General features: G+C 69.3%; 17 protein-coding genes, 1 tRNA gene and 1 other RNA gene. 7 read left to right on the forward strand and 12 right to left on the reverse strand.

All coding sequences use genetic code 11. The features are described 5' to 3' along the window. Positions 1 to 24: 24 nt before the first annotated feature. From NS283_RS05650 to NS283_RS05660, 3 genes are read right to left on the reverse strand one after another with little or no spacing between them, the layout of a single operon-like run. Positions 25 to 1,209 carry an acetyl-CoA C-acetyltransferase gene (locus tag NS283_RS05650; protein ID WP_058595905.1) on the reverse strand — a complete coding sequence of 395 codons (1,185 nt, stop codon included), beginning with the start codon at positions 1,207 to 1,209 and terminating at the stop codon, positions 25 to 27. Next, entirely contained in the window at positions 1,206 to 1,859 is a 654-nt protein-coding gene (locus NS283_RS05655) for a CoA transferase subunit B (RefSeq protein ID WP_193752633.1), read from the reverse strand. Before NS283_RS05655 ends, NS283_RS05650 begins: the two co-directional genes overlap by 4 nt. Position 1,860: 1 nt before the next feature. Further along, positions 1,861 to 2,694, reverse strand: coding sequence for a CoA transferase subunit A (locus NS283_RS05660; protein WP_058595906.1), 834 nt, complete (start codon positions 2,692 to 2,694; stop codon positions 1,861 to 1,863). Between the two features lie 103 nt (positions 2,695 to 2,797). Here NS283_RS05660 and NS283_RS05665 point away from each other — a divergent pair, with 103 nt between their 5' ends. Genes NS283_RS05665 through NS283_RS05675 form a run of 3 tightly spaced genes read left to right on the forward strand, consistent with a single transcriptional unit; the run spans position 2,798 to position 5,283 of the window. Continuing rightward, positions 2,798 to 3,595, forward strand: coding sequence for an IclR family transcriptional regulator (locus tag NS283_RS05665; RefSeq protein WP_058595907.1), 798 nt, complete (start codon positions 2,798 to 2,800; stop codon positions 3,593 to 3,595). 36 nt (positions 3,596 to 3,631) lie between these two features. Further along, positions 3,632 to 4,066, forward strand: a complete 435-nt coding sequence (locus NS283_RS05670; RefSeq protein WP_058595908.1) for a MarR family winged helix-turn-helix transcriptional regulator — start codon at positions 3,632 to 3,634, stop codon at positions 4,064 to 4,066. Further along, positions 4,063 to 5,283: an MFS transporter gene (locus tag NS283_RS05675; protein WP_058595909.1), complete on the forward strand. Its 1,221-nt coding sequence runs from the start codon at positions 4,063 to 4,065 to the stop codon at positions 5,281 to 5,283. Before NS283_RS05670 ends, NS283_RS05675 begins: the two co-directional genes overlap by 4 nt. Before the next feature lie 73 nt (positions 5,284 to 5,356). On the opposite strand, the gene NS283_RS05680 is transcribed toward NS283_RS05675, so the two are convergent. The 5 genes from NS283_RS05680 to NS283_RS05700 all read right to left on the reverse strand — a co-directional run bounded on the left by NS283_RS05680 (position 5,357) and on the right by NS283_RS05700 (position 9,273). After that, the gene (locus NS283_RS05680; RefSeq protein ID WP_081317275.1) at positions 5,357 to 6,643 is read right to left on the reverse strand and encodes an SGNH/GDSL hydrolase family protein; all 1,287 of its coding nucleotides are present in this window, start codon (positions 6,641 to 6,643) and stop codon (positions 5,357 to 5,359) included. 86 nt (positions 6,644 to 6,729) lie between these two features. Beyond that, the gene (locus NS283_RS05685) at positions 6,730 to 7,605 is read right to left on the reverse strand and encodes an alpha/beta hydrolase (RefSeq protein WP_058595911.1); all 876 of its coding nucleotides are present in this window, start codon (positions 7,603 to 7,605) and stop codon (positions 6,730 to 6,732) included. Then, complete coding sequence (locus NS283_RS05690) at positions 7,602 to 8,123, reverse strand: NUDIX hydrolase (protein ID WP_058595912.1); 522 nt, start codon at positions 8,121 to 8,123, stop codon at positions 7,602 to 7,604. The genes NS283_RS05685 and NS283_RS05690 overlap by 4 nt, the downstream gene beginning before the upstream one ends. 36 nt (positions 8,124 to 8,159) lie before the next feature. Beyond that, positions 8,160 to 8,408: a hypothetical protein gene (locus NS283_RS05695; protein WP_058595913.1), complete on the reverse strand. Its 249-nt coding sequence runs from the start codon at positions 8,406 to 8,408 to the stop codon at positions 8,160 to 8,162. Positions 8,409 to 8,418: 10 nt separating this feature from the next. Continuing rightward, positions 8,419 to 9,273, reverse strand: coding sequence for a hypothetical protein (locus tag NS283_RS05700; RefSeq protein ID WP_153003290.1), 855 nt, complete (start codon positions 9,271 to 9,273; stop codon positions 8,419 to 8,421). 145 nt (positions 9,274 to 9,418) lie between these two features. Between NS283_RS05700 and NS283_RS05705 the strand changes: the two genes are divergently transcribed. After that, positions 9,419 to 9,835 (forward strand): hypothetical protein, encoded by a 417-nt coding sequence (locus NS283_RS05705; RefSeq protein ID WP_058595915.1) that lies wholly within the window; start codon positions 9,419 to 9,421, stop codon positions 9,833 to 9,835. 151 nt (positions 9,836 to 9,986) lie between these two features. Here NS283_RS05705 and NS283_RS05710 read toward each other — a convergent pair whose 3' ends face one another. Then, the gene (locus NS283_RS05710; protein ID WP_153003291.1) at positions 9,987 to 10,865 is read right to left on the reverse strand and encodes a hypothetical protein; all 879 of its coding nucleotides are present in this window, start codon (positions 10,863 to 10,865) and stop codon (positions 9,987 to 9,989) included. 136 nt (positions 10,866 to 11,001) lie between these two features. Continuing rightward, a tRNA-Lys gene (locus NS283_RS05715) sits at positions 11,002 to 11,074 on the reverse strand. 103 nt (positions 11,075 to 11,177) lie between these two features. Between NS283_RS05715 and NS283_RS05720 the strand changes: the two genes are divergently transcribed. Next, on the forward strand, positions 11,178 to 11,996 hold the full coding sequence (locus NS283_RS05720) for an inositol monophosphatase family protein (RefSeq protein ID WP_058595917.1): 819 nt from the start codon (positions 11,178 to 11,180) through the stop codon (positions 11,994 to 11,996). Then, positions 11,993 to 12,562: a hypothetical protein gene (locus NS283_RS05725; RefSeq protein WP_058595918.1), complete on the forward strand. Its 570-nt coding sequence runs from the start codon at positions 11,993 to 11,995 to the stop codon at positions 12,560 to 12,562. Before NS283_RS05720 ends, NS283_RS05725 begins: the two co-directional genes overlap by 4 nt. Before the next feature lie 4 nt (positions 12,563 to 12,566). Here NS283_RS05725 and NS283_RS05730 read toward each other — a convergent pair whose 3' ends face one another. Next, a complete protein-coding gene (locus NS283_RS05730) occupies positions 12,567 to 12,833 on the reverse strand; it encodes a hypothetical protein (protein WP_058595919.1) in 267 nt (88 codons plus the stop codon). 159 nt (positions 12,834 to 12,992) lie between these two features. Between NS283_RS05730 and NS283_RS05735 the strand changes: the two genes are divergently transcribed. Then, positions 12,993 to 13,532, forward strand: a complete 540-nt coding sequence (locus tag NS283_RS05735) for a YaeQ family protein (protein WP_058595920.1) — start codon at positions 12,993 to 12,995, stop codon at positions 13,530 to 13,532. 74 nt (positions 13,533 to 13,606) lie between these two features. Here NS283_RS05735 and ssrA read toward each other — a convergent pair. Then, positions 13,607 to 13,976: a transfer-messenger RNA gene (ssrA, locus tag NS283_RS18345) on the reverse strand. Positions 13,977 to 14,163 lie beyond the last annotated feature (187 nt).

The following is a 14,163-nucleotide window of genomic DNA, read 5'->3' on the forward strand; positions in this document are numbered from 1 at the left end:
GGGGTCGTGGCATCCGTCTGTCCGTCAGCGGGTGAGGATCAGCGCGTCGCCCTGACCTCCACCGCCGCAGAGGGCGACCGCGGCGGTGCCGCTCCCCCGCCGCACCAGCTCGTGGACCGCGTGCACGACGAGCCGGTTGCCCGAGACGCCGATGGGGTGACCGATCGCGATGCCCCCGCCGTGCGGGTTGACGACGTCGTCGGACAGCCCCAGCTCGGCCTGCGAACGAGCAACGACAGCGCCGAAGGCTTCGTTGATCTCGACGAGATCGAGATCGGATGCCGAGATGCCCTGCTTCTCGAGGGCTCTCGCGATCGCGCGGGCGGGCTGCGCGTGCAGCGAGTTGTCGGGTCCGGCGACCTGTCCCGCGGCTCCGACGACCGCCAGGACGTCCCATCCTCGATCGTCCGCCACGGATCGGGTCGTGACGACGACCGCCGACGCCCCGTCGGAGATCTGCGAGGCGTTGCCGGCGGTGATCGACCCACCCTCGGCGAAAGCGGGGCGGAGCTTCGCGAGCGTGTCGACCGTCGTGTCGGCACGGATGCCCTCGTCGGCCGTCACGACGACGGGATCGCCCTTGCGCTGCGGGATCTCGACGGGCACGATCTCGGCGTCGAAGACGCCCTCTGCCTGAGCGGCGGCGGCGCGCTGGTGCGACCGGGCGGCGACCGCATCCTGAGCCTCACGGGTCACGTCGAATCGCGCGTTGGCGCGCTCGGTGGACGCCCCCATGCTCTCGCGGTCGTAGGCGTCCGTCAGGCCGTCGTAGGCGAGGTGATCGAGCACCTCGACCGAGCCGTAGGCGTAGCCCTCGCGCGAGTTCATCAGCAGGTGCGGGGCGCGGGTCATCGACTCCATGCCCGCCGCGACGACGACCGTCGCGTCACCGAGACGGAGCATGCGCGCGGCATCGATGATCGCCGTGAGACCCGACAGGCAGACCTTGTTGACGGTCGCCGCGTGCACGTCCCACCCGATCCCGGCGGCGACGGCAGCCTGGCGAGCCGCGTTCTGTCCGGCACCGGCCTGGAGCACCTGTCCGACCAGCACCGCGTCGACGGCCTCGGCGGGAATCCCCCCGCGGTCGAGGGCTCCGCGTATCGCGGCCGCGCCGAGCTGCACGGCGGTGAGCGGAGCGAGCTGGCCCTTCAGGCGCCCCTGAGGGGTGCGCGCGGCGGCGACGATCACGACGTCTTCGGGGTTCATCGGGTGACCTCCTCGGTGAGTCTCACGGTCAGCGGGGGCTCGGTGGCATCCCGCACCTCGTCGACGCTCACCCCGGGGGCGAGCTCGACGAGCACGAGTCCATCCTCGGTCACGTCGATGACGGCGAGGTCGGTGATGATGCGATCGACGACACCGCGACCGGTCAACGGCAGCGAGCAGTCGTTCACGATCTTCGGCGAGCCGTCTTTGGCGACGTGCTCCATGAGCACGATGACGCGCGCGGCTCCGTGGACGAGGTCCATCGCGCCGCCGGGACCCTTCACCATCTTTCCGGGGATCATCCAGTTCGCCAGGTCTCCGGATGCCGACACCTGCATCGCCCCGAGGATCGCGGCGTCGATCTTGCCCCCGCGGATCATCCCGAAGCTCAGCGCCGAGTCGAAGAAGGCTGCGCCGGGGAGCGTGGTCACCGTCTCTTTGCCGGCGTTGATGAGGTCGGCATCCACCGCGTCTTCGGTCGGATACGGACCGACGCCGAGGATGCCGTTCTCGGACTGCAGCACGACGGTCACGCCCTCGGGGACGTGGTTCGGAACGAGGGTCGGCAGGCCGATCCCGAGGTTGACGTACGAGCCGTCAGCGAGTTCACGAGCGGCTCTCGCCGCCATCTCTGTGCGGGTGAGGGCCATGTCAGAACTCCTTGCTCATCGATGCGGAGGGACCTGAGCTCGTCGAAGGAACCGGCCCCGGCTCGGTGACGCCTTCTCGCACCGTGCGCTTCTCGATGCGCTTCTCGATCCCGGGCCCCACCTCGACGAGGCGGTGGACGTAGACCCCGGGCAGGTGCACGTCGTCGGGGTCGATCTCGCCGGGTTCGACGAGATGCTCGACCTGGGCGATGCAGACCCGCCCCGCCATCGCCGCGAGCGGGTTGAAGTTGCGGGCGGCCTTGCGGAACACGAGGTTGCCGTGCCGGTCGCCCTTCCACGCATGGACGAGCGAGAAGTCCGTCGTGATCGCCTCTTCGAGGACGAATTCGCGAGGCACGCCGTCGACGTCGAAGACGCGCACGTCTTTGATGGGGGAAGCGACCGCGATACCTCCGGCGCCGTCGTACCGCTGGGGAAGGCCGCCCTCGGCGACCTGGGTTCCGACTCCCGTCTGGGTGTAGAACGCCGCGATGCCCGCCCCGCCGGCTCGGAGCTTCTCGGCGAGAGTGCCCTGGGGGGTGAGCTCGAGCTCGAGCTCGCCGGAGAGGAACTGCCGTTCGAACTCCTTGTTCTCGCCGACGTACGACGACGTCATCTTGCGGATCCGGCCGGCCCCCAACAGGATGCCGAGACCCCAGTCGTCGACACCGCAGTTGTTGGAGACGACGGAGAGGTCTCGCGTCCCTTGCGCGAGCAGGGCTTCGATGAGGGCGATGGGGTTGCCGGAGAGTCCGAAGCCGCCGACGGCGAGGGACGCGCCATCGGGGATGTCGGAGACCGCGTCGGCGGCCGAGGTCCAGGTCTTGTCGATCACGCGAACTCCTTCGTGTCTGCGTGATCTCATGCTGAGGGCCGGCGCCGGGACGCGCCCAGCGCGATCTTGCGATGTGGATGCCAAGCCGCGTAGCGTCCACATCGTGGACACCGCACCTCATCCGCGCTCACCGGCGAGCGTTCCCGGCGCCCAGGCGATCGCCCGCGCCGCCGCGCTTCTTCGCCTGGTGACGGCGGCGGGATCCGCCGGGGCGACCATCGGCGACCTCTCCGGCGACGCCGACCTCACGCGCCCCACCGCACACCGACTCCTGACCGCCCTCCGCGCGGAGGGGCTCGTCGACCGCGACGAGACGACCGGCCACTGGCTCCCCGGCCCCGAGCTCTACCTCATGGGCAGCGTGGCGGCCTCTCGCTTCGACATCACCGCGACGGCGCGCGACATCGTGCGCTCGCTGGCGGTCCGGACCGAAGAGAGCGCGTTCCTGTCCGTGCGGCGTGGCGACGAGACGGTGTGCCTCGTCCGCGAAGACGGGAGCTTCCCCATTCGCTCCTTCGTGCTGTCCGAGGGAGTGCGGTTCCCGCTGGGGGTGGCATCCGCGGGTCTCGCGATCCTCGCCTTTCTTCCGCCCCATGATGTGGACGCCTACCTCGAGCGCCACGGAGACCTCGCCGAGAGGTTCGGATCCTCGCATGCCCCGGCGCGCCTGCGCGCGCGGGTGCGCGACACGCAGGAGCGCGGGTACGCCGTGAACCCGGGGCTCATCGTCGAGGGCAGCTGGGGCCTGGGAGCGGCCGTGTTCGACCGAGCGGGGGCTCCGCAGTGGGCGCTGAGCCTGACCGGCGTCGAATTCCGCTTCTCGGGCGAGCGGCTCGGCGAGCTCGGGCGCATCCTGCTCGCGCACGCGCACCAGCTGTCCACGCGACTCGCCTCGCGATAAATACCTCAGGTATATATCTGCGGTATGATTTTCCCCATGACCCGCGATGACGATCTCCAGAGATTGCTGCTCGCGGTGCACGCCCTGACGCGCATCGCGGCCCTCGATACCCAGAACGACGCCCCCTCTGCGCAGTGGCGCACCCTCACCCTGCTGCGCGACCACGGACCCCAGCGTCTCGGCGACCTGGCCACCCTCAGCCGCGTGACCCAGCCCGGCATGACGCGCCTCGTCCACCAGCTCAGCGACGCGGGTCTCGTCACGCGCGAACCGCACCCCGACGACTCGCGCGTCAGCGTCATCGCCGTGACCGACGCCGGTCTCTCCGCCCTCGAGCGCTGGCTCGCCCAGCTGAGCACCGCCCTCGCGCCCCACGTCGCCGATCTGACGGACGCCGAATGGGATGCCGTGAGCACGGCTGCCGGCGCCCTCTCGGCCCGCGTGGGCCTTCAGCCGGAGGTCGTGCGATGAGCGCCGCTCCGAGCGTGTGGAAGCAGCCGGCGCAGGTATGGGCCGTGGCCTTCGCGTGCGTCGTCGCGTTCATGGGGATCGGTCTCGTCGACCCGATCCTCCCCGCGATCGCCGAGTCCCTGCAGGCGACGCCCGTCGAGACCGAGCTGCTGTTCACCAGTTACCTCGTCGTGACGGGCCTCGCAATGCTCGTCACGAGCTGGATCTCGAGCCGAATCGGAGCGAAGGCCACGCTGCTCGTGGGGCTCGCCCTGATCGTCGTGTTCTCGCTCCTGTGCGCGCTGAGCGGAAGCGTCGACGCCGTGATCGGCTTCCGCGCGGGCTGGGGCCTCGGCAACGCCCTGTTCATCTCGACGGCTCTCGCGACCATCGTCGGCGCCGCTTCCGGTGGCAGCTCGGCGGCCATCATCCTGTATGAGGCGGCGCTCGGCCTGGGCATCGCGATCGGACCGCTGCTCGGCGGCATCCTCGGCGAGGCGAGCTGGCGCGGACCGTTCTTCGGCGTGGTCGTCCTCATGGCGATCGCCTTCGTCGCGGTGGCTGTGCTCCTGCGCGGTCCTGCTCCTGCACGCACACCCATTCCGTTCAGCGCACCGTTCCGCGCCCTCGGTCGTCCGGCGCTCGCGATCCTGGCGGCCACCGCGCTGTTCTACAACATCGGCTTCTTCACCCTCCTGGCCTTCTCCCCCTTCCCGCTGGGCTTCGGCGCGATGGGGATCGGGCTCACCTTCTTCGGGTGGGGTGTGGCGCTCGCGATCACGAGTGTCTGGGTCGCCCCGATCCTCCTCCGCCGGATGCGGCTGACGTCGGTGCTGCTGCTCGCCCTCCCCCTGCTCGCTGTCGACCTCCTCGTCGCCGCTTTCGTCGTGGACTCCCCCGTCGGACTCGTGATCTGCATCGTCGTGGGCGGTCTGGTGCTCGGCGTCGTGAACACGGCGTTGACGGAGGCCGTGATGGAAGCCACCGACCTCCCCCGTTCGGTCGCCTCCTCGGCGTACTCGGCGGTCCGCTTCCTCGGCGGAGCCGTCGCCCCGCCGCTCGCCGCCTTCCTCTGGCACGCCGCCGGCGCGGGAGTGCCGTACGTCATGGCGACCGTCTCCGTGCTGATCGCGGCGGCGTGCGTCCTGTTCGGTCGGCGAGCCCTCGCGCACGTGGATCAGGCCCATCCGACGATCGCCGACGAGGGAGCCGCCGTCCTCGTGGGCGACGCCGCCTGACGCATCGCGAATGCACGCACGCGCCCTGTTCCGAATCGTTCGGAACAGGGCGCGTGCCCGTATAGCGGTCGGGTCAGCTGTGCACGCGGCGCCGAAGCAGGAGGGTCACCGCGACCCCCACGAGGAGCAGGGCAGCACCGATACCGATCGCCCCCGCGACCGACGGCGTCCCCGTTGTCGCCAAGGCCCCGGTCGACGCGGCGGCGACGGGCGTGGCACTGGCCGACGGCACCGGGCTCACGCCGGCGCTCGGGCTCGGTGACGCCGTCGGGGTGGGCGACGGGTCGTCCGTCGGGGTCGGCGTCGACGTGATCGTCGGGGTCGGCGTCGGATCCGGCTCCGCGAACAGCGCACGCACGGCATCCGAGACCTTCGTACCGGCGAACGCGGCACCCGCCGCATTCGGGTGGATCGCCCCCTTCTTGATCCCGCCGACGGGGAGCCCCGAGACGGGAACGCTGTCGGGGGCGAGGCTCAGCGTGATGCCGTTGACGTATGCGTCGGTCGGGTTGCACGGCGTGTGCGCCACGGAGTCCGCGAGCAGCGAGACGTAGGTCGCGCCGGAGGCCGCGGTGACCTCCGCCATCGTGTCGTCGAGGTAGACCTGGGTGGCGTAGAGCAACTCCACGTCCGCGTTCGTGTACGGGTAGGCGTTCGCGCGGAACCCGAGCCCCTGGAGGAGCGAGGTATAGCACCCGTCGCTCGGGGTGTGCGCGGCGTCGGGGGCGAGCGCGGGGTATCCGACCACGATGACCTTCGCGTGCGGAGCCCGGGCCCTGATATCGGCGAGGGCCGCCGACAGGGCGGGCGCCACCGTCTGATCGATCTGCGTCTCGAGCGTGTTCACCGGGCCCGCGGGAGTGTTCACCACGAATTGTTCGGCGCACGAGGCGTGCACGTTGCCGTCGAGACTCCCGGCGACCGGGCCTCCCGCCGTGGCCGCGATGCACATCTGACCGAGCTGCCAGAACCCGAGGTCGTTCCCGCCGATCGTGAGGGTGACGAGGTCGGTGTCGGCATCCAGGGCGTCCGACTGGACCGGTGCCGTCGCCCCGCCCACCGTCTGCGGAGTGTCGACCACGTTGGCGATCACAGCTCCCCCGCACGAGCGGTCGTCGAGGTCGAGGCCGAACTCATCGGCGACGAGGTGGGGGTAGTTCTCATCCGACTGATCGCACCCCGCGGCGGGCTGCGTCGCGGCGAGAGGGAGTCCCCAGGCGGCGGCGTACGAGTCACCGAGGGAGACGTAGGAACGACCCGTCAGGTCGGGGACGGCGGCGGAAGCGGGGACGGCGATCGCGGCCATCGCCGACACGGCGAGGACGGCGAGCACGGCACCCGTGGAGAGAAGACGGCGCATCCGCCCGACGCTAGAGCCGCGGAGGGCGGGCGACCCGGCTTTCGACCCCTAAGGGGCCGAACTTCACCCTCACGCCCACCGTTGCGTCAGCCGGCCTCGCCCGCGGCGCGCGCGACCTCCCGCGCTCCCGCCGCGGACATGACGATCGAGTAATGGTCGACCCCGTCCACGCGGCGGACATCCCGAAGGCGCGGGTGGGTCGCCCGGAGCGCGTCCAGGTCGGGGTACAGCGGAGGCACCTCACCGCGCAGACCCCGCTCTGCCGCGAGGAGCGTCGTCGGCCGTGGCATCCGCTCGATAGCCCTCCCGACCGCGTCGCCCGCGTTCTGATCGATCGAGTCCTCCTCAACGGTGGACAGCGACGTAGCGGGACGCAGGGACGGTGCCGCGCCCGCGAGGTCGTACGCGAAATACGAATCGAGCAGCGGATCCTCGCGGTCGACGAACGCGGGGTGCGCGCGCCAGAAGTCTCTGTACTCGCCCTGGTCGGCGAACCGCCGCTCGAGCCGCGCCGCCGTCGGCCCCAACACGTGCCGCACGGCTTCCCGAGGCGACATCCCCGGCGGCAGTTCCAGGGGCAGGCCACCGTCGACGAGGACGACTCGATCAACCCGGCCCGCGTGCCGATCGGCGAGCACGGCGGAGACGAAAGCGCCCATCGAGTGACCGATGACGACGACCTGCTCCACCCCGAGCGTATCCACGACAGCGACGAGGTCATCCGCGTGGGCGGCCATGCCGAGCGGTCCCTCTCCCCTCTCGCTCCGCCCGCGGCCGCGCAGGTCGGGAGCGATCAAACGCTGCCCGGGTGCTTCGGCAGCCAGCCACGCCCAGGCGAGGTGCGAGGCGGTCACGCCGTGCACGAGCAGCCACGGCATGCCCGTGGCATCCGGATTCCACTCCCCTACGAGAAGCGACCCCGCCTCGACCGCAATGTCGTGCGTCCGGTACGCGGAGCTCATGCGCCGCGCCCCACCTCGCGCGCGAGCGTGTCCCACAACTGGTCGAAGCGCGCGTTCCAGGGCGAGGCGAACATCCCCGCCTGCCAACGGCGCCTCACCTCATCGAGCGTGACCCACTCGGCATCCTGGACCTCTTCGGGGTCGGGTACGGGCACCGGCTCGCCGTCCACTCGCGCGATCCAGAGGTCGAAGAGCGCGCGCTCCTCGATCACCCGCCCGACGAGGACGAGATCGTCCGGGGCGATCGAGAGCCCCGTCTCCTCTTCGAGCTCACGCGCGGCGCCGCGTCGGCTCGACTCCGCGCGAAGGGCGCTTCCCGCGGGGAACTCCCACGCGAGGGGGTAGTCCTTCCCGGGCGCACGCAGACTCACGAGCACCCGTCCCGTCGACGACACCACGCAGACGGATGCCACGATGTGGAACGCCCCGGCCGGCACCGGGCCGTCCCCACGGCGATGCAGCGCGCCCGTCGGAGTCCCCTGGATGTCGGTCACGTCCCAGATCTCGTCATCGGCCATGGGGCCATCCTTCCTGACGCGGCCGGAGTGCCGCCTTCACTCGACGGACGATTCGTGCCCGTCCGCTCGGCCGGTACGGAAGAGTGTCAGCACCCGAATCTCCCACGCAACCCACAGAGCGGCCGACAGCACAAGAATGCCCGCGACGGCCCACTGCACGGGCCCGAACCCGCCCATCATGGCGCTTAACACCGCAAGCGCGATGAGCACGAGAAGCAGCACTGCGTGGACGACAAGGGAGACAATGTGCCTTCCCCGTGTCATCCCATAGAGCTTCGCCTCCATGTCCCCGCCCTCAGCCCGTCGAAGCCGGGAGCACGTCGACGTACACGCTGTACTCGTTGCCGGGGGTCGTCATGGTGTCCCACATCTTCTCGGTGTCGCCGGGCAGGAGGCACGCGACCGAGAGGAACATCATGTTTCCGGTGTTGTAATCGGGACCCTGCACGACCTTCATGTCGGATTGCGTGCTGTTCTCGGCCGCGGGGATCGTGTAGTCGAAGAACGGGATCTGACCGAGACCCTCTTCGTGATACGGCAAGCCGAGCAGGGACTCCTCGTGGAATCGGGCCGGGTCCTGGACGCCCAGCTGATCACGGAAAAGCAAGAGCGTCGAGACGCCGTATGCCTTCTCGTTGAATGCCCAACGGTTCTCGGGGTCTCCCTCGTCGCGAACCATTCCGACGAACGACATGCACGATCCCAGGAATCCGAACGATGCGCTCATCTGCCCCGCGTACAACGACGCGTTGTCGATGGACGGCATCTCTTTCCACTCCCACGGGGAGTCCTGCGCGGTGCTGATGACCGTGCGACCCCCGTCGAAGCCCTCGGCCGCGGGGAGCTCGAGCACCACGCGGGACGACGACACGCGATCGGAGATGAACCCGTCGAGGCGGACGTACTCCGTCGTGCCGAGCGGCGTCGCCGTCGGCGTGGCGGATTCGACGGGGGCGGCAACGGTGGCGGGAGCGTTCATCCCGACCAGTGCGCGGATGCCGAAGAACGCACCGACACCGATAACGACGACGCCGACCGCTGAAAGCCCCACGATGAGGCCGAGCCGGCCCCCGCGCTTGTTCTCCGGCGAAGCCGATGGCGGCGGCAGGATTGGCGGTGCAGGCGGCAAGCCGGGAGGGGTGTCGGTCACGGGGGGCTCCTTGTGTCCTCGGGCAGCGCCGGTTGTTCTGCGGCGCTGTTCGCGGATCTCCGATGCTCGCAGAGGGGCCAGCGGTCTTCTACCGCGTGACAGGCTGCGCACGCGCACGATAAGGGGCCGTGGATAGGTTGAGCGCATGAGCCGAACGCACCGCCGCATCGCCGCGACCCTCACGACCGCCTCCGCGCTCGCCCTGACGGGGTGCTCTCTGGACGGGCTGATCTGGGGTCCCGAGGGCGCGAGAGTGATCGACACCACGCGAAACCTCATCGAGGCCGCGGCAGCGGGAGAGGTAGAAGATACGGTGTGCGACGGGCGGGAGCTGGATCTCGGCTCCCCCGCCGACTGGAACGGACTGTCCGCCGAGGAGCCCGAGCAGTTCGTCGCCGAGTACTGGCCCGAGCAGGCCGAGCTCGACCCGACGTGGAGCATCAACCTCTCGCTGCCCGCCGGGCGGGTGGCATCCGGAGTCGAGTATCCGGGAGACCTGTTCTACCGGGAGGACGACGGGGGCCTGTGCCTCGTCGACATCGCATGGTGGACCGTGGAGTGACGTCCGCCCGCACGAGAAAGGGCCCCCACCCGAAGGTGGAGGCCCGGTGCGTGCACCCCCTGGGACTCGAACCCAGAACCCACTGACTAAGAGACATCATGGCCGCCGCGGAGGAAGAGGCTGGAAGTGTCACTCCATTCCGACGCGCCAACTAGGGACGCCGCGCGATCCCACCGTTGCTGAACAGATTGACAAGAGTCACAGCCAGCGTGACCGCGGCTTCGGCGGCGGCCTGTGTGGACGGAACATAGCTCGCCGTTCCGGGGTGTCGGTCGCTATGCCCGGACCACAATGCTTGCATCATGCCCAGGACAACGTTTTGGCTCGGATTCTGAGCGTGCTCCTTGATGAATGGCAACTTCCAGTCCCCCTGGGTGCGCATCTGCCCCATGGCCTTGCCCAATGTCGCGGTGCTGTCATTCTTCATGACCAACGGCAACACCACCGCCTCGACCGCTTCGATTGCCTTTCTGTAGCCGAGGTCCGGTTGAGGGCTCCTGCCATATGTCGCATGCCATGCCTCCGACAGCAGTCGACCAGCATCTCCCGGCAGGGACATAGCCGCGTTCGCTGCGTCGCGCACGCCAGCAGGAACCCTGTACTCGAGCGCTGCGAACCCATCGCGAGTACCAACCTGCCATTCAGAGCCGCCATCACTGAGGATCGCTTCGAGAGTAACTAGCGGGTCGTGAAAATCTTCGATTCCTGCCTCTGCCAACTCTTCGTTGACCTGGCCCGCTCGCGCTACAAGGAAGTCGAGGAAATCCATGAATTCGTCTTCTTCCATTGCCTCGTAGAGTACGCTCACGCCCTCGCGGGCGAACAACCCGACCAGAGTGGTTTGTCTTCTCGTGCGCGTCTCGAACTCCTCCATTATCGACGCGTCTGGCTGAGGCCCCATGAAGGAGTTGAAAGGTCGGGAAGCCACCGAGTCGGCCCATTCGAATATGCGCCGACGAATCCACATAGGCACGCCAGCATGCAACGCATCGAGGTTGGCAGAGTCAGCGCCGCGAGGTTTCCAGACCATGCATCCATCCTGGCCGACCCGATGGCTCGGACCATCAGGGACACACGCGCTGATTTCGCGCTGATTCCGGAACCGGGACGAAACGGAAGAGTCCCCGGACCTCCGTTTTGCTCGGAGATTCCGGGGACTCTGTCGGTGCACCCCCTGGGACTCGAACCCAGAACCCACTGATTAAGAGTCAGTTGCTCTGCCGATTGAGCTAGAGGTGCAGGCTGATCCGCCTCAGATTTGCTTGGCGAACCGAGGGATTACGTTACCAGGCGTGACGCGACCGCGCCAAATCGGCCCGGGGTCGCCCGTTATCCTGGAGCCGTGTCCCCGACTCCCGACGAGATCCTCCCCACCCTCGCCGACGACCTCGCGCTCGCTCTGCGACTGGCGGACGCCGCCGACGCGGTCGCCATGGCGCGCTTCGACGCCGCCGGCCTGCGCATCGACACGAAGGCCGACCGGACGCACGTGACCGAAGCCGACCTCGCGACCGAACGGGCGATCCGGGAGATCCTGGATGCCGAGCGGCCCGGCGACGCCGTTCTGGGCGAGGAGTACGGAACGTCGGGTGACACCGCGCGGCGTTGGGTGATCGACCCGATCGACGGCACGCACAACTACATGCGCGGCATCCCGATCTGGGCGACGCTGATCGCCCTCAGCGTCGGCGAGGTTCCCATGGTGGGTGTGGTGAGCCAGCCGGCCCTCGGGCGCCGCTGGTGGGCCGCGACGGGCCACGGGGCGTGGACGAACACGCCGGCCGATGAACCACGCCGCATCCACGTCTCGGCTGTCGACGACGTCGCGAAAGCGAGCGTCAGCTTCCAGAGCGTCGAGCAGTGGCGCGACGTCGACCTCCTCCCGGCCCTGGACCGGCTCACCCGCGCCGTCTGGCGCGACCGGGGGTACGGCGATGCCCTGCCCTACATGTGGCTCGCGGAGGGCCGCCTCGAGCTCGTGGCGGAGTTCGGCGTGAAGGAGTACGACGTCGCCGCCCTCGCGCCGATCGTGCGCGAAGCGGGCGGCCGCTTCACCGCCTTCGACGGATCCGACCGCCTCGACGCCGGCTCGTCGTTCGCGACCAACGGCATCCTGCACGACGACTTCTTCCGCCTCACGCACGACGAGGGCACCGCGTGACCCGCCGTCTCGGGCTCGTCATCTCGACCGTCGCGCTGGCCGGCATCCTGCTCGCCGGCTGCTCCGCTCCGGCACCGACGCCGACCGCGGCCGCGCAGGTGCCGAGCGACGCCGCCGGCACCTCCACCCCGGAACCGACCTCCGACGGCACCCCCGAGCCCGCTGCCGACCCCACGTGCGACACGATCATCCCGAAGAGCACCGCCGACGACTTCCGGAGCCTCGGGTGGAGCGTGAGCTCCGAGCCGTTCCGCATCGGGGCGACCGAGATCGACGGCGGGATCCAGTGCAAGTGGGGCGATCAGCGCATCACGACCGACCGGGTCCAGGTGTTCGGGTGGGCTCCGATCGACGAGGCGACCGCCGCGAAGGCCGAACGCGACCTGGTCGCATCCGGCTGGCGTCGCGAGGAGGGGCCGGCCGGCACCTACGTCACCGAGAACTCCTCGTGGGTGGGAGGACGAGGCGACAGCGACGGCTACGGCATCACCTACCTCTTCGGAGACGGCTGGGTCAAAGTCGCCGACACCCGTCAGAGCCTCGTGCTCGTCGACGGTCCCTCCTGACCCGTCACCGGTAGGGGTTGGTCGCCGCGGCATCTCTCGCCGCCGAGAAGCCCTCGTCCCACGCGTCCCCGCGCGCCTCGCGCTCGCGCCACAACTCGTCGGCCCGGCTCACCTTCTCCGCGAAGGCGACCCAGTCGCTCCACGCGGCAGTGATCCCGGATGCCACTCCCCCGTCCGCCTCGCTCGGCACAGCGGTCCACGTGCCGACGTCAGGCGTCGGCTCCAGGCGGAACGGGCCGACATCGATGCGGAATGCGCGGGGATCTGGCATCCCTCGACGCTACGCGCTGCGATCGTGCCCCGACAAGCGCCCCACACTCGGTGACTTGCGCCGAATGTCCGCTCGGGAGGCTCCGCGGCGACCATTCGGCGCAACTCAACGGGGTGCGCGAACGCGCAGGCGAGGGCAGACGACGTAGGCTCGACCCTCGTGGCTATCGGCGCGACCATTCACACGTTCACGGTGCAGCTCTCCGACGTCGACCGCGGCGTCTACGACGAGCTGGCGATCCGCGTCGCTCGGCATCCGTCCGAGACCGACGCCTACATGCTGACCCGCGTGCTCGCCTACTGCCTCGAATACGAGGACGGCATCGACTTCAGCGAGGGCATCTCGGCCACGGACGAACCCGCTGTGCTCGTGCGCGACCTCACGGGCGCGCTGGTGGCGTGGATCGAGGTGGGAGCCCCGGATGCCGCCCGCCTGCACACCGGCAGCATGAAGGCCGCGCGCACCGCCGTGTACACGCACCGCGACCCCGACAAGGTCGCCGCACCGTGGGCCGGAAAGCGGATCCACCGGGGTGAGGACGTTCTCCTGCACAGCTTCGACGCGGGGTTCGTGGAGCGCATGGCCGGTCACATCGAACGACGCAGCACGGCCACGCTCACCCGCACCGAGGGCCGGGTATACCTCGAGCTCAACGGCGTCTCGGGCGAGAGCGACATCCACACGCGCTCGGCCGCCTGACGACGGCGGAAACGACGACGCCCCCGCCCCACCGAAACGGGTGGGAGCGGGGGCGTCGTCGAGGTGACAGTGGCTCGTGGAGCTGGGGGGAATCGAACCCCCGTCCAACGCTGGGTCTCCGCGTTTTCTCCGGGCGCAGTCTGTGAAGACGTTCTGCTCGGCTCCGACCTTTGTCACAGACACCTAAGTCGACAAGCCCAGCCTGGGAAAAGTCCCGCGTGACGTCCAGACGCCGTCACGCAGCAAGACCCCTAAATGACGCCAGGATCCGTGGCGGGGTCACACACGGTCTGACGGACTATCGGGCTCGCTTACGCAGCGAGGGCGAAGTCAGTGCGCTTAGCATCGGCACTTATTGTTTTGCAGGGAGCGTTTACGAGATAACCCCACATCCTCGGCCCGCTTCTCGCGGGTTCGCAGGCGCTGTCGAAACCGATCAGCCCCGGGAACTCCGTTCGGAGTGGCCACTGTCACACTGTTGAATTACCACCTCGGGTCGCCGTCTTCGTCAGCGGCACCCGAGCATCACAGTCTACAACGTATCGAGCGGCGAGGTGATTCCCGCCGCGGGGCGGCGGTCCGCCGCGGCGGGACGGCGGGCCGTCACGCGGAGTCCGACCGCGACACGCCG

The organism is Microbacterium testaceum (genome assembly GCF_001476285.1).
In the GTDB taxonomy this organism is placed as follows: Bacteria; Actinomycetota; Actinomycetes; order Actinomycetales; family Microbacteriaceae; genus Microbacterium; species Microbacterium testaceum_B.